The 12,645-nt window shown below is 70.9% G+C and carries 13 protein-coding genes; 6 read left to right on the forward strand and 7 right to left on the reverse strand.

Annotated features, from left to right (window positions below):
- Nucleotides 1–19 precede the first annotated feature (19 nt).
- On the forward strand, nt 20–574 hold the full coding sequence (locus AB0J36_RS18015) for a DUF5872 domain-containing protein (RefSeq protein WP_357125675.1): 555 nt from the start codon (nt 20–22) through the stop codon (nt 572–574).
- Here AB0J36_RS18015 and AB0J36_RS18020 read toward each other — a convergent pair.
- Nucleotides 558–1,466, reverse strand: coding sequence for a LysR substrate-binding domain-containing protein (locus AB0J36_RS18020; RefSeq protein WP_357398008.1), 909 nt, complete (start codon nt 1,464–1,466; stop codon nt 558–560). The two genes, AB0J36_RS18015 and AB0J36_RS18020, sit on opposite strands and share 17 nt — an antisense overlap.
- Before the next feature lie 71 nt (nt 1,467–1,537).
- Here AB0J36_RS18020 and AB0J36_RS18025 point away from each other — a divergent pair, with 71 nt between their 5' ends.
- Both AB0J36_RS18025 and AB0J36_RS18030 read left to right on the forward strand, forming a co-directional pair.
- Nucleotides 1,538–2,017 (forward strand): GNAT family N-acetyltransferase, encoded by a 480-nt coding sequence (locus AB0J36_RS18025; RefSeq protein WP_357169279.1) that lies wholly within the window; start codon nt 1,538–1,540, stop codon nt 2,015–2,017.
- A 97-nt stretch (nt 2,018–2,114) separates the two neighbouring features.
- The gene (locus AB0J36_RS18030; protein ID WP_357398013.1) at nt 2,115–2,654 is read left to right on the forward strand and encodes a PepSY domain-containing protein; all 540 of its coding nucleotides are present in this window, start codon (nt 2,115–2,117) and stop codon (nt 2,652–2,654) included.
- Between the two features lie 80 nt (nt 2,655–2,734).
- On the opposite strand, the gene AB0J36_RS18035 is transcribed toward AB0J36_RS18030, so the two are convergent.
- Nucleotides 2,735–4,645: an ABC transporter ATP-binding protein gene (locus AB0J36_RS18035; protein WP_357125687.1), complete on the reverse strand. Its 1,911-nt coding sequence runs from the start codon at nt 4,643–4,645 to the stop codon at nt 2,735–2,737.
- Nucleotides 4,646–4,715: 70 nt separating this feature from the next.
- Here AB0J36_RS18035 and AB0J36_RS18040 point away from each other — a divergent pair, with 70 nt between their 5' ends.
- Entirely contained in the window at nt 4,716–5,249 is a 534-nt protein-coding gene (locus AB0J36_RS18040) for a pyridoxamine 5'-phosphate oxidase family protein (RefSeq protein WP_357125690.1), read from the forward strand.
- A gap of 188 nt (nt 5,250–5,437) precedes the next feature.
- On the opposite strand, the gene AB0J36_RS18045 is transcribed toward AB0J36_RS18040, so the two are convergent.
- Nucleotides 5,438–6,139: a TetR/AcrR family transcriptional regulator gene (locus AB0J36_RS18045; RefSeq protein WP_357399279.1), complete on the reverse strand. Its 702-nt coding sequence runs from the start codon at nt 6,137–6,139 to the stop codon at nt 5,438–5,440.
- 86 nt (nt 6,140–6,225) lie between these two features.
- Here AB0J36_RS18045 and AB0J36_RS18050 point away from each other — a divergent pair, with 86 nt between their 5' ends.
- Nucleotides 6,226–7,104, forward strand: coding sequence for an aldo/keto reductase (locus AB0J36_RS18050; RefSeq protein ID WP_357399277.1), 879 nt, complete (start codon nt 6,226–6,228; stop codon nt 7,102–7,104).
- Between the two features lie 272 nt (nt 7,105–7,376).
- Here the strand turns inward: AB0J36_RS18050 and AB0J36_RS18055 are convergent, their stop codons facing one another.
- From AB0J36_RS18055 to AB0J36_RS18070, 4 genes are all read right to left on the reverse strand, one after another.
- Nucleotides 7,377–8,630, reverse strand: a complete 1,254-nt coding sequence (locus AB0J36_RS18055) for a DUF222 domain-containing protein (protein ID WP_357132990.1) — start codon at nt 8,628–8,630, stop codon at nt 7,377–7,379.
- 142 nt (nt 8,631–8,772) lie between these two features.
- Complete coding sequence (locus tag AB0J36_RS18060; RefSeq protein ID WP_357169285.1) at nt 8,773–9,108, reverse strand: hypothetical protein; 336 nt, start codon at nt 9,106–9,108, stop codon at nt 8,773–8,775.
- 22 nt (nt 9,109–9,130) lie between these two features.
- Nucleotides 9,131–10,348: a chitosanase gene (locus tag AB0J36_RS18065; RefSeq protein WP_357132992.1), complete on the reverse strand. Its 1,218-nt coding sequence runs from the start codon at nt 10,346–10,348 to the stop codon at nt 9,131–9,133.
- Between the two features lie 118 nt (nt 10,349–10,466).
- Nucleotides 10,467–11,384 carry a LysR family transcriptional regulator gene (locus tag AB0J36_RS18070; protein ID WP_357399276.1) on the reverse strand — a complete coding sequence of 306 codons (918 nt, stop codon included), beginning with the start codon at nt 11,382–11,384 and terminating at the stop codon, nt 10,467–10,469.
- Nucleotides 11,385–11,455: 71 nt separating this feature from the next.
- On the opposite strand from AB0J36_RS18070, the gene AB0J36_RS18075 reads away from it, so the two are divergent.
- Nucleotides 11,456–12,334 carry a dihydrodipicolinate synthase family protein gene (locus AB0J36_RS18075; RefSeq protein ID WP_357132996.1) on the forward strand — a complete coding sequence of 293 codons (879 nt, stop codon included), beginning with the start codon at nt 11,456–11,458 and terminating at the stop codon, nt 12,332–12,334.
- The last annotated feature ends 311 nt before the right edge of the window (nt 12,335–12,645 follow it).

Below are 12,645 nucleotides of genomic sequence, written 5' to 3' on the forward strand. Positions count from 1 at the left end.
TGCCGGGTAGCTGCCACCCATGGCGCGGTATACGAAACCCGAGCTCAGAGAGCAGATCAAGGAAGAGATCAAGGCGTCCGACAAGGGCGGAAAGCCCGGTCAGTGGTCGGCGCGCAAGTCACAGCTGGTGACGCAGGAGTACAAGCGGCGCGGCGGTGCGTTCCTGGGCGAAAAGGACGATCGGCAGAAGGCGTTGCAGCGCTGGGGCAACGAGAAGTGGCAGACGAAGGAGGGCGACGCCCGGGCCCGCAAGGACGGCACGACGAGCCGTTACCTGCCCAAGAAGGCCTGGGACGAGATGTCCGAGAGCCAGAAACGCGCGACCGACACCAAGAAGCGGGAGGCGTCCCGGACCGGCCGGCAGTACGTCGCCAACACCGGCCCCGCCAAGAAGGCACGACGCGACGCCACCACCTCCGGCCGGATGTCGGAGATGTCGGTGGCCGAGGCCAGCAAACTCGTCCGTGGCCTCGACACGCGACAGCTCCGGACCGCCCTGCGCAACGAGCACGCCGGCAAGGACCGCAAGACCCTCGTCCAGCGGCTGGAGGCGGAACTCAACCGGCGTGGCTAGCCGCCAGCAGGCCCGGAGATCGCCCTGCGGTCCCGAAGCCGGTCGCGGTGACCCGCTCGTCATCCCGGCGACGCAGGATCCGCACCTCGGTGGTGGCCCCGGTGCCGGTCAACGGCAGCACCGCCACCGGAGGAGGCGTCACGGCGGTGATGCTCGCCGGTGCGATCGTCACCCCGAGGCCGGCCGCGACCAGGTGCACCACCGTGGTCCAGTTGCCGGCGTCCTGGACGATGCTCGGCGTGTAGCCGGCTTCCAGGCACGGCCGGAGATTGCGCTGGTAGGCCCGCTCGCCGGCCATTCGCGGGATGAAGACGAACGGGTCGTCCCGCAGCACCGCCGCGTTGATCGCGCGGCTTCGGGCGTGCGGGTGGTCGGCCGGCAGGACGGCGACGAAGGACTCGGTGGCGAAGGTGACGCCGACCAGGTCGTCGTGGTCGTCCGCGTCCCGAACCACGCCGAGATCGACCTCGCCGCTCAACAGCCGGTCGACGATCTGCGCCGTGTACGCCTCGTGCAGGCGTAGGTGGACGGCCGGATGGCGCTCACGGAAACGACGGATCGGCCCGGCCAGCCCGAGCTGGATGGCCGAACTGACGAAGCCGATGTCGAAGCGTCCCTGCTCCCCGCGCCCGATGCGGCTCGCCTCGTGCAGGTCGTCGGACACGGCGGCCAGCACCCGCCGGCACCGGACGAGATACGCCTCACCGGCGGGCGTCAGCGCCACCGACCGGGAGGTGCGGACGAACAGCGGCGTACCGATCATCGCCTCGAGCTGTCGGATCTGCTGCGACAGCGGCGGCTGGGCCATCCGCAGTCGCACCGCGGCCCGACCGAAGTGCAGCTCCTCGGCGACCGCGACGAAGTACCGCAGGTGGCGCAACTCGGGATCCATACGTCGAGGATACGAATCAGTCCAAACAAGATATTGGACGTTCGAATGAGGGCGGCCGGAGAATTGGGGTCATGAATCCGAGCACGCTGACCGTCACGTCCATGACGACCCCCGAGGAGGCCGATGCCTTCCGGACGCTGAACGAAGAGTGGATCTCCCACCGCTTCACCATCGAGGAGTCGGACCGTAAGACGCTCGGTGACCCGTTCGCTGCCATCGTCGCACCGGGCGGCGACGTGCTCGTCCTGCGCGACGGCGGGGAGATCGTCGGTTGTGTCGCCCTGGTACGCAGCTCGGCGGACGTCTTCGAGTTGTCGAAGATGGCGGTGACCCCGGCGCTGCGCGGCAGGGGCCTGGGCCGGCAACTCATCGAGGCCGCGATCGGGCGCGCCCGCGAGCTCGGCGCGGCCACCCTGTTCCTCGGCAGCAGCACCAAGCTCCCGAACGCCGTACACCTCTACGAAACGGCCGGCTTCCAGCACGTCGCCGCGGAACAGATCCCGCTGGCGCCGTACGACCGTGCCGACGTCTTCATGCGGATGGCGCTCTGACCGCCGGCTTAACCCGGCCTTAGCGTTGGGACAGCGCGCTGCTATCCCGGTTCCGCCGATCCTCGTAGTCGACAACCGAGGAAAGGTGGACACCACGATGAAGCGGACCAATCTGCTCCTGGCGTCGGCCGGCGGGGCGGCGGTGCTGGCAGTGGCCGGGGCCGCGTTCGGCGTCACCGCCGCGAAGGACTCGCGCACCGACACGACGCTCGCCGCCGCGACCGTCGCGCCGACGGCCGACAGCACCACCGCCGCGCCGGCGACCAGCGATCCGTCGTCGACCGGCACACCGTCGGGTACGCCGACGAGCGGTGCCCCGTCGTCCAGTGGAGCCCCGTCTGCGGGCGGGGCGCCGGCCGGCGCCGCCGTCGACGAGAAGCGGGCCGGGGAGATCGCGCTCGCCAAGGCTGGCGGCGGTCAGATCGTCGAGATCGAGGCCGAGCAGGAGCACGGCCGCCCGGTCTGGAGCGTCGAGGTCGTCGTCGGCGACACCGAGCACGAGGTGGACGTCGACCGTGCGGACGGTTCGGTGGTCAAGGCCGAGCAGGAGCCGGTCGACGCCGATGACGACGCCGATGACAAGAACGACGACGCGGACGACGACGGCGACGACAGCGACGACGGCGACGACGACTGATCGTCGAATCTCGCCGCCCGCCCCGGGGTCGACCCGAGGCGGGCGGCGACGTCGTGGAGCAGTTGCCCCGGCGCGGTGGTCTAGATCGGCACGCGTTGTTCCTGGACCGTCGGTTGCTCCTGGGCCGTCGGTTGCTCCTGGGCGAACTGGGTGCGGTACAGCTCGTGGTAGCGACCGCCCGCCGCGAGCAGGTCGCCGTGTCGTCCGCGTTCGACGATCCGGCCGGCCTCCACGACGAGGATCTGGTCGGCCGCCCGGATGGTGGACAGTCGGTGCGCGATGACAACGCTCGTGCGACCGGTCAGGGCCTCGGCGAGGGCGTCCTGGACCGCGGCCTCCGACGTGGAGTCGAGGTGCGCGGTGGCCTCGTCGAGGATGACCACGCGCGGCCGGGCCAGCAACAGTCGCGCGATGGTCAACCGTTGCCGCTCGCCGCCGGACAGGCGGTATCCGCGTTCGCCGACGATGGTGTCGAGACCGTCGGGAAGCGTACGGATCAGGTCGTCGAGTCGGGCCCGCCGCAGCACGTCCCACATCTCGTCCTCGCTGGCGTCGGGCCGGGCGAACGCCAGGTTGGCGCGGATGCTCTCGTGGAATAGGTGCCCGTCCTGGGTGACCACGCCCAGCGCCGTCCGGATCGACTCGGCGGACAGGTCGCGTACGTCGACGTCGCCGAGCTTCACGGTCCCGTCATCGACGTCGTACAGGCGGGGCACCAACTGCGCGATCGTCGACTTGCCCGCCCCGGAGGAGCCCACGAGCGCGACCATCTGACCCGCCTCGGCGCGGAACGACACCTCGTGCAGCACGTCCTCGCCGCCGCGCGTGTCGAGCTTCACCACGTCCTCGAGGGAGGCGAGGGACACCCGGTCCGCGGACGGATAGCCGAACCGTACCCCGTCGAACTCGACCGCGACCGGTCCGTCGGGGAGGGGGCGGGCGTCGGGCTTGTCGAGGATCAGCGGCCTGAGGTCGAGGACCTCGAAGACCCGCTCGAAGCTCACCAGCGCGCTCATCACCTCGACCCGGGCGCTGGCCAGCGACGTCAGCGGCGCGTAGAGGCGTGACAGGAGCAGCGCGAGGGCGACCACGGTCCCGGCGTCGAGGCTGCCGCGCAGGGCGTACAGGCCGCCCAGCCCGTAGACCAGGGCCAGCGCCAGCGAGCCGACCACGGTGAGCGCGGTGATGAAGACCCACTGCAGCATCGCCGTACGGACGCCGATGTCCCGTACCCGCCGTGCCCGGGCGGCGAACTCGGCGGACTCCTCGGCCGGTCGCCCGTACAGCTTGACCAGGGTGGCGCCGGGCGCGGAGAACCGTTCCGTCATGCGGGTGCTCATGGCCGCGTTGTGTTCGGCGGCCTCACGCTGCAAGCGGGCGAGCCGTGAGCCCATGCGGCGGGCCGGTAGCACGAAGATCGGCAGTAGGACGAGCGCCAACAGCGTGATCTGCCACGAGAAGCTGAGCATCACGGCCAACGTCAGCATCAGCGTGACCGCGTTGCCGACCACACTGGACAGGGTGTCGCTGAACGCGCGCTGCGCGCCGATCACGTCGTTGTTCAGGCGGCTGACCAGCGCACCTGTGCGGGTCCGCGTGAAGAACGCCACCGGCATCTGTTGGACGTGGTCGAAGACAGCCGTCCGCAGTTGAACGATCAGCCCCTCACCGATGCTGGCGGAGAGGAATCGGGTCACCAGCCCGAGGCCGGCCTCGGCGAGGGCGATCACCGCGATCAGTACGGCCAACCGGACCACGACGCCGCCGTCGGCGCCGTCGACGATCGCCTCGACCACCCGACCGGCGAGAATCGGCGACGCCACCGTGAGGACTGCCGTCACCACACTCAACAGCAGGAATCTGACGATCAGTGCGCGGTGCGGCCGGGCGAACCGCGCGATCCGCTTCAGGGTGGCGCGGGACAGCGGTCGCTCGTCCCGCGCGTTCATCGCGTGGCGCAGAGACGTCCACGCGGTAACTTCCATGCTCATGCGTACCTCCGATACCGGAGGCTAGGACCTCATCCAAGCTTCAGGTCAAGCCGCGCGATAAGGTTCCCGCGTGCCATTGACCAATCCATGGCTGGCCGGGCCCACGCCGGTTGGGCGGCTCGACCGTGAACGGCTCGACGAGCGCATTCTCAACCTGCTGTCGTCGCAGAACATGTGCGTACTCGCGACCACGGGTCCGGACGGCCCGCTGGCCACCCCGGTGCGGTACTACCCGCTCGGCTTCACGGTGCTGTTCACGGCCTCGCCGCGCTCGCCCAAGATGCGCAACATCGCCGCCGATCCGCGAGTGTCCGTCGGGATCTTCGCGCCGCTGGTCGGGCTGGCCAGCAGCCGTGGGGCGCAGGTGTTCGGTACCGCCCGGGTGCTCGATCCGGCGCATCCGGACCGTACGCACTACTGGGAGGCGTTCCGATGGGAGAACGAGCACGCCGAGCGGGGACGCTCGGTGTCCGAGCCGCCCGAAGACACCCTTGTGGTCGTTGAGCCCGAGCGGATTGTCTATACCGAGCACTGGCTGCGACGTGAAGGGTTCGCACCCCGCCAGGTCTGGCGCCGCACGCCACCCGCGCGGCAGTGCACCTAGGCCCTGACAAATGGCCCAGCGCACTAGGGCCTGTTTCATAAGAGCTGGCCGGCCTGCGGCGGGCCCGGACGACGACCGGCGGCGTTGCGGTGGCGTCCGGATACAACACCGGTATCCGGACGCCACCGCGCCTTGCCGGATCGCCGCCCGGACTCCGCCTCGGCTCGACCGCCCTTATGAAACAGCCCCTAGTGGGCGAGATGCTGGAGCCAGTCCCGCAGGAGTGCGGTCTCGACGGGGCGGAGCGGGACGATGGCTGGATCCGCCCCGCCGAGGGTGGCATCGAGCGCGAGGGCGCGAGCGGCGAGGGTGGAGTCCGGGGCTGGGCTCGTGTCGGTGGTCAGGGCTTCGATGAGTGCTTCCCGCATGCGCGGTGAGACCTCCGGGTCGCGTTCGCCCTCGGGGATGCCGATCAGGGAGAGCGTGGTGCCGGTTACCGCTGCCAGCGTGAGGTGGGCGGCCAGGACGGGCGGCACCCGTAGGCGGCCGTCGGAGGCGGCGCGGCCGAGGAACGTCATGAGGAGTTCCTGAGCCTCCCGCGCGGCAGGTGGGCGCCGGCCGGGGCGGTCGGTGCCGTACATCAGCAGGTAGAAGGCGGGGTGTTTCAGGCCGAAGTCGACATGCATGTCCCATCCGCGGCGCATGTCGTCGACCGGGTTGCCGCTCGACGACAAGGTGTGCTTCTGCGCCAGGTACAGGTCGAAGCCGTGGATGGCCAGCGCCGAAAGGAGCCCGTCCTTGTCGCCGAAGAGCTGGTACAAGGAGGCGGCACGGATGCCTGCCGCCGCTGCGACGGCGCGGGTGGAGAGCGCGTGGGCGCCCTCGCGTTCCAGAAGCTCGGCTGCGACTTCCAGGATCTGCCGGCGACTGCGGGTCTTCGCGTCATCCACGGTTGCAATGCTACGGCATAAGGCGTATCACTGGTTCCGTCAGCGATACGGGAGATACCGTATCAGTGATACGGCGGGAGAGGTCGATGAATCGTGTGGGATACGGCGCCATGCAGCTTGCGGGCCCTAAGGTCTGGGGGTTCCCGGACGACCCGGAGGCGGCACGGCGGCTGTTGCGCCTGGCTGTCGAGCTGGGCGTGACCTTCTTCGACACCGCGAACGCCTACGGGCCACGAACGGTGAACCAGCTGATCGGGCAGGCGCTGGGACCGATCCCCGAGGGCGTGATCGTGGGCAACAAGGTCGGCGCAGAGCGCGGCCCGGACAAGTCCTGGGTCGTCGACGGTCGCCCGGAGACGGTCCGGCGGCAGGTTCACGAGTCCCTTGCCGACCTGGGAACGGACGCGAGCGAGCTGACCTACCTCCGACTCGCCGGCGACACCCCCGGCGCGCACCAGGACGTACCGCTGGAGGAGGCGCTCGGCGCACTCGTCCAGCTGCGAGACCAGGGGCTGATCCGCCGCATCGGCCTGTCCGGCGCGTCCCCGCAGATGCTGGCCCGCGCCCAGCAGATGACCCCCATCGCGGCGGTGCAGAACCGCTTCAACCTGCTTGACCGCAGCGGCGTCCAGGTCCTCGCCGACTGCGAGACCCAGGGCATCCTCTTCATCCCCTACTTCCCGCTGGCCGCCGGACGGCTCAGCGGCCACCAGCAGCTGACCGGCCCGGCAGAGCGCCTGGGTGCCACACCGGCCCAGATCGCACTGGCCTGGCTGCTGCGCCGTTCGCCCTCCATCGTCGTCATCCCCGGCACGAGCAGCACCGACCACCTGCGGTCCAACATCGCAGCCTCCGAAGTTGCCGAACAATTGACCGACACCGAGGTCGCGCGCCTGACCGGACTCGTCGACGAGTCGCAAGCGGTCCTCGGCCAGCCCACGCCCCCCGTTCCCGGCCACCGCTGAGAGGGCCCCGGGGATGTCGCTGTCGGCCTCGGCCGCATCTGACAAATGATCTTCGGGGCTCTGAGACGGCGCCCATTTCGCCTGTCGACGACCAAGGTCCACCTGGCCGTCGACGGCCGCGCGGCGGGACCAGCAGGCCAACCGGCTCCGCCAGGGCTCCCGCGCGGGGCAGCCCGCCCGCCTTCGACGCACGGGCGGACCAGCAGGCGACGTCGTGGAACGCTGCTCTGGCGCTCCGCCAACCAGCAAAGCGATCATCATCAGACACGGGTCTAGTTGCGTCGGTGGTAGCGGTTGCGGCGGGGTAGCTGGTCGGGGTCCAGCCAGGCTGGCGGAACGAACATCGGTCGGCCGTCGCTGCCGAGCCGGACCGTCCATTCTCCCTTGTGTACGTGGCGATGGTGGTGGCCGCAGAGCAGGACGGCGTTGGTGAGACAGGTGTCGCCGCCATCGGCCCAGTGACGGACGTGGTGGGCGTCGCACCAGCGCGGTGGCCGGTCGCAGCCGGGGAAGGCGCAGCCACGGTCGCGAAGCACGAGGGCGCGCCGCAGGGGACCGGTGATGAGGCGGCGTTGCCGGCCGACATCGAGTGGTTGGCCATTGCCGCCCAGAACGGCGGGGAGGATGGCGGCGTCGCAGGCGAGCCGACGTACCGTCTGCGGGGTCAGGGAGAGCCCGGTGTCGAGCGTGCCGGCGCCGAGCTGCTGACTCAGGGCGTCGTAGCCGGTGGTGACGACGATCTGGGCGGGCTCACCGCCGTTCGCCGGTAGGTCGCCCGTGCGGAGGGCGAGTCGGCAGACGTCCGCGAGGGCGTCGTGGCGGCGTTGGCCCGGCGTACGGGTGTCGTCTGGGCCGCTGGGACCGCTGAGCGGGTCGATGGCGGCGCGGAGCAGTCCGGCGGTCTCGACGTCGAGGGTGCCGGCGAGTCTCAGCCGACCGTCGGTCTGCTCGGAAACGGTCAGGTGCCGATCGCGGTCGGCGCGGCGGGCGTCGGCCTCCAGCGCGGCCTTCGCGGCGGCCTCGGCGACGTCGGGGGCGACGTGGTCGAGGATGCGCGTGCTCAACCTGCGCAGCAGGGTCGGGTCGAACTGCCCGGCCCATTCGATGAGGACGCCGACGGCCTTGTCGGCGGCTGTCGAGCCGGCGCTGTCGTGCACCGTGGTGACGGTGTCGGTGATGACGCGGGCCTGCTCGGCGGTGATGTTCCCGTCGGCCAACGCCTGCCGGACTCCGCCGTTGTGGCCGTTGTCGAGGGCGGCGGCGAGGTCGACGAGCCGTCGGGCCGCCGGAATCGTGAGGCGTAGGCGTTCGCGGAGCCAGACGGCGGTGCCGGACGCGCCGTGGGCGCGGGCGATGCCCCGACCGTCCAGCTCGCGAACGAGGGTCAGTTGGAGCGCGGCGAGCCGTTGCGCGAGGCGGTGCGCGGCGTCGAGCGCGGCGACGAGTTCGTGCTCGGCGAGGCTCCAGGCGGACGCGTCGAGGCAGGCGGCGACCGCCGCGTCTGCCTGCGTCAGCTCCTCGACCATGACCTGACATTAGAACAGGTGTACGACAACCCCAGTAATCATGATCGATTGGATGTCCGGACGGTGCCGATCCTCGGCAGCCGGCGACGGACGGCTCGCAGGAGCGTCAAGTGGCCGCTGGCGGCGTGCTGCCGGCATCGCGTCAATGCCGCGCGGAGCTGACGAACCAGCAGCCTGACTCCACATCGACGGGTTCGTCCACCCACGGTTGCACGATCGCAGCAAGCTGCGCCGTCATGGGCCACGCGTCCACGACCCAGCCCTCAGGCGTCATCTGAACGAGCGGACGAAGCGATTCGCTGACCGCTGTCGGCAGATCCCACGCACGTTCGAGGAGATCGTCCGCGCCGAACTTCTCCACCGTGTTGACCACCACCGTGGCACCGTAGCGCTGCATGGGGCCGGCGGCCCGGACGATGATCGCGCCGCCACCCGTGCCCCTTCGAGGCAGGGGTGGCGGCGCGATCGATGTCGTCACCGCGCGATGCGCCGCCGGCGGGTCAGTTGATGCGGAACTGCTGGCCGTAGACGGCGAAGGTCAACGGCGTGTTCAGGTTGAAGTTGCCGTTGTTGAGGAACACCCGCTGGGCGGTGTCCACGCGGGAGGTGTCCGAGTGGGCCTCCTCCTTCTTCATCTCGATGACCCGCTCGTCAAGGAACGCGTTGAGCCAGGTCCGCTCGTCGCCGCCCTGCGCCGGGGGCTTCGCGCGGGTGAGGGCGCGGCTGCGGATCTGACGCATGCCCTCGTACCCGTGCATGACCGCCGCGTCGTAGTAGGCGAACTGGCCGAGTGCGCGTACCCCGTCGTTCTTGCCGTCGCGGACCGACGGGTTGAAGTAGACCCGGTCCCGCTCGGCCTCCTGCGCGGCCCGGAACACGGAGTCGTTGGCGGCGGTGCGCCAGTCGCGGGTGAAGTTCGGGTCGAGGCCCGAGTGCGACGCGGTGCCGTTGACGGCGCGCAGCGCCGGCAGGTAGCCAGCGAGCACGTTGCCGGGCTTGGTGTTCGTGTACGCCTGGACGAGTTCGAGCATGTCGCCGGTGCCGGAGCAGAAGCCGATGATGCCGGCGGTGTAGCCGCGACCGTCGCCGATGTCCTCGATGTAGGAGAACTGGGCGCGCCAGTCGAGCGAGGAGTTCTCCGCCGCCGAGACGAGCTGCATGGCGACGTCCTTCTTCGCCGGGTCGTCCAGGTTGGTGCCGGTGGAGCCGCTGGCGGTCGGCGTGGGGGTGGGGGTGCCGCCGCCGGGCAGGGTCCACTGCTGGTTGGTGGTGCCGCCGCAGGTCCAGATCTGTAGCCGGGCGCCGTTCGCGGTGCTCCGGTCGGTCACGTCGAGGCACTTGCCGGAGGCGGTGTTGACGAGGGCGCCACCGCTGCCGGCGGTCCACTTCTGGGCCCCGGTGTTGTTGCAGTCGTACAGCTGGATCTTGGCGCCGTTGGTGGTCGACGCGGCGGTGACGTCGAGGCACTTGCCGAGCGCGCGGATCGAGCTGTCGCTGTTGCCCACCGTCCAGGTCTGGGCCGCGCTGCCGTTGCAGTCGTAGAGCTGCACCGCTGTGCCGTTGGCCGAGTTCGCGCCGGCCACGTCGACGCACTTGCCGGCCAGGCCGGTGATCGGGCCGGCGGTCGCGGCGCTGGCCGACGGCAGGCCGTAGCCGACCGCCGCGACGCCGATCAGCAGGGTGCCCACGGCGTAGGCGGCTGTTCTCTTACGCACCATGGTGTTCCTCGGGGGAAAGGGGCGGCAGGCCGCCGACCGGTCGGGTGCCCGGCGTGGGGGAGGGCGCCGGGGCACCCCGAATATCAGGAAACTGTATTAACAGATAGCAGTACGTCGATCAACTGTCAATCGGAACTCCGCTGGGCAGGGCGGTGGTGGCTCTGTGTAGCGCGGAGACGCACGCCAGCACCGCGGGGTGCTCACCCGCACCCCTGCGGTAGGCGACTCTCGTGCGACGGCGCAGGGCCAGCGGGAGGAGGTGAACCTGCGCGGAGGGCCGCGTGATGGCGAGCTGTGGCACGAGCCCGACCCCCTCACCCGCCGCGACCAGGGCGAGCATGGCGGTGAAGTCGTCGACGTGGTGCCGTACCGCCGGGGCGAAGCCCGCCAGCTGGCAGACGTGCAGCGCGACCGAGTGGCAGAGCGTCCCGGGCGTGCCGACGATCCACTGCGCGTCGCGCGCCTCGCCGACCGGATCGGCGCCGCCGCCGTCCGGCACGACCCCAGGGGGTACGGCGAGGTAGACGGTCTCCTCCAGCAGCGCGATGGAGTCCAGCGCCGGATCGGGCGCGACCGGCGCGATGTCGTAGTCGTGCAGCAGCGCGACGTCGAGCTGCCGGCCCCGCAGGGCGGCCGGCACGTCGACCGGGTCCAACTCGGTGATCATCAGGTCGAGCGCCGGATGGTCGCGGGCCAGGGTGACCAGCGCCGCCGGGAGCAGGGTGCGGACGGCGCTGGGAAAGGCGCCGATGCGTACGCTCCCGCGCAGTCCCGTCCGGGCGGCCGCGAGGGTCGCGTCGGCGGCTTCCAGCGCGGCCAGGATGACCTCGCTGTGCCGTACGAGCGCGGTCGCCGTCGGCGTGAGGGTGACCCGGCGGCCGGTGCGCTCCAGCAGCCGGGTGCCGGCCTCCCGTTGCAGAGCGGCCAGTTGCTGCGACACGGCGGACGGCGTGTAGGCGTGTGCCCGCGCGACCGAGGCGATGGTGCCGAGACGGGCCAGGTCCCGCAGCAGAACGAGGCGACGGACGTCAAGCATCAGCTCAGCTTAGGTATTGCGTGAGTAATCGGAACTGGACCTACCTGGTTCGGTCCGTCGAGAGTGAAGGCATGACCCTGACCGGCCTGTACGTGCCCCTGATCACCCCGTTCGACAGGTCCGGAGCCGTCGCCGTCGACGCGCTGACCACCCTGGCCTTCGACGCGCTCGACGCCGGCGCGGCCGGCGTGGTCGCGTTGGGCACGACGGGCGAGCCGGCCGCCCTCAGCGACGAGGAGCAGAGCGTGGTCCTCGACGTCCTGGCCGCGGTGTGCCGGGAACGCGGCGCGCGCCTGCTCGTCGGCGCCAACAGCGTCGCGGCGGTACGCGCCCTCAGGGAGCGGCCCGAGGTGACGGCGGCCCTGAGCCTGGTACCCCCGTTCCTGCGGCCGGGCGCTGCCGGAGTGCTCGCCCACTTCGCCCACCTCGCCGAGGAAAGCCCGGTGCCGCTGGTCGTCTACCACGTCCCGTACCGGACCGGGCAGCAACTCGACGCCGACGATCTCCGCCGGCTCGCCGAGGTGCCGGGCGTCGTCGGCGTCAAGTACGCCACGGGTGGGATCGACGCGGACGCGATCGACCTCCTCGCCGACCTTCCGCCCGGCTTCGCCGTACTCGGTGGTGAAGATCCGCTCCTCTCGCCGCTGCTGGCCCTCGGCGCGCACGGTGCCATCGCGGCCTCGGCCCAGGTCGCGGCGGCCGAGTTCGTCCGGTTGGTCACCCACTGGCAGGCGGGTGACGTCGTCCGTGGGCGGTCGCTCGGTCATCGACTCGCGGGCCTGTCGGCCGCGCTGTTCGCCGGACCCAACCCGACCGTCATCAAGGCGGTGCTGCACGCGCGGGGACGCATTCCGACCCCGGCGGTCCGACTGCCGCTGCTGCCCGCCGACCAGGACACCGCCCGGCGGGCGCTGCGTCGCCTGGACGGCTTGGCAAGCGATCCGGCGTGACCGGTCCGGCCAGGCCGTGAGACCGCGATGCGACACGTCGGAGACGAAGATCATTTGTTCATCCGGCCGTTGCGCGGCCGTGCGCGTCGGTCGCTATCGTCAGCCCGCGCGCGGGCCCCGAGGGTGCCTGCGAGCGCACCGACCCGGGTTCGTCAGCAGCGCCACCGACCGCGAGGAGCGTTCCATGGCAGTCGATCTCCGCCGTACCCTGCCCTGGTGGGCCGCCGCGACCGCCGTGCTCGCCGTCGCGGCGCTGCGCGGAGGTCGAACAGGTACGAGATGCGGTTCGCCGCTGTCGACAGCGCGTTGGC

This window comes from Micromonospora sp. NPDC049662, assembly GCF_040675055.1.
Taxonomy (GTDB): domain Bacteria; phylum Actinomycetota; class Actinomycetes; order Mycobacteriales; family Micromonosporaceae; genus Micromonospora.

What these genes read in the sequence shown, in the direction of transcription:
- AB0J36_RS18065 (WP_357132992.1), bottom strand. Translation starts at nt 10,348, where the DNA reads ATGGTGCGTAAGAGAACAGCCGCCTACGCCGTGGGCACCCTGCTGATC.
- AB0J36_RS18070 (WP_357399276.1), bottom strand. Translation starts at nt 11,384, where the DNA reads ATGCTTGACGTCCGTCGCCTCGTTCTGCTGCGGGACCTGGCCCGTCTC.
- AB0J36_RS18015 (WP_357125675.1), top strand. Translation starts at nt 20, where the DNA reads ATGGCGCGGTATACGAAACCCGAGCTCAGAGAGCAGATCAAGGAAGAG.
- AB0J36_RS18075 (WP_357132996.1), top strand. Translation starts at nt 11,456, where the DNA reads ATGACCCTGACCGGCCTGTACGTGCCCCTGATCACCCCGTTCGACAGG.
- AB0J36_RS18030 (WP_357398013.1), top strand. Translation starts at nt 2,115, where the DNA reads ATGAAGCGGACCAATCTGCTCCTGGCGTCGGCCGGCGGGGCGGCGGTG.
- AB0J36_RS18055 (WP_357132990.1), bottom strand. Translation starts at nt 8,630, where the DNA reads ATGGTCGAGGAGCTGACGCAGGCAGACGCGGCGGTCGCCGCCTGCCTC.
- AB0J36_RS18050 (WP_357399277.1), top strand. Translation starts at nt 6,226, where the DNA reads ATGAATCGTGTGGGATACGGCGCCATGCAGCTTGCGGGCCCTAAGGTC.
- AB0J36_RS18020 (WP_357398008.1), bottom strand. Translation starts at nt 1,466, where the DNA reads ATGGATCCCGAGTTGCGCCACCTGCGGTACTTCGTCGCGGTCGCCGAG.
- AB0J36_RS18035 (WP_357125687.1), bottom strand. Translation starts at nt 4,645, where the DNA reads ATGAGCATGGAAGTTACCGCGTGGACGTCTCTGCGCCACGCGATGAAC.
- AB0J36_RS18025 (WP_357169279.1), top strand. Translation starts at nt 1,538, where the DNA reads ATGAATCCGAGCACGCTGACCGTCACGTCCATGACGACCCCCGAGGAG.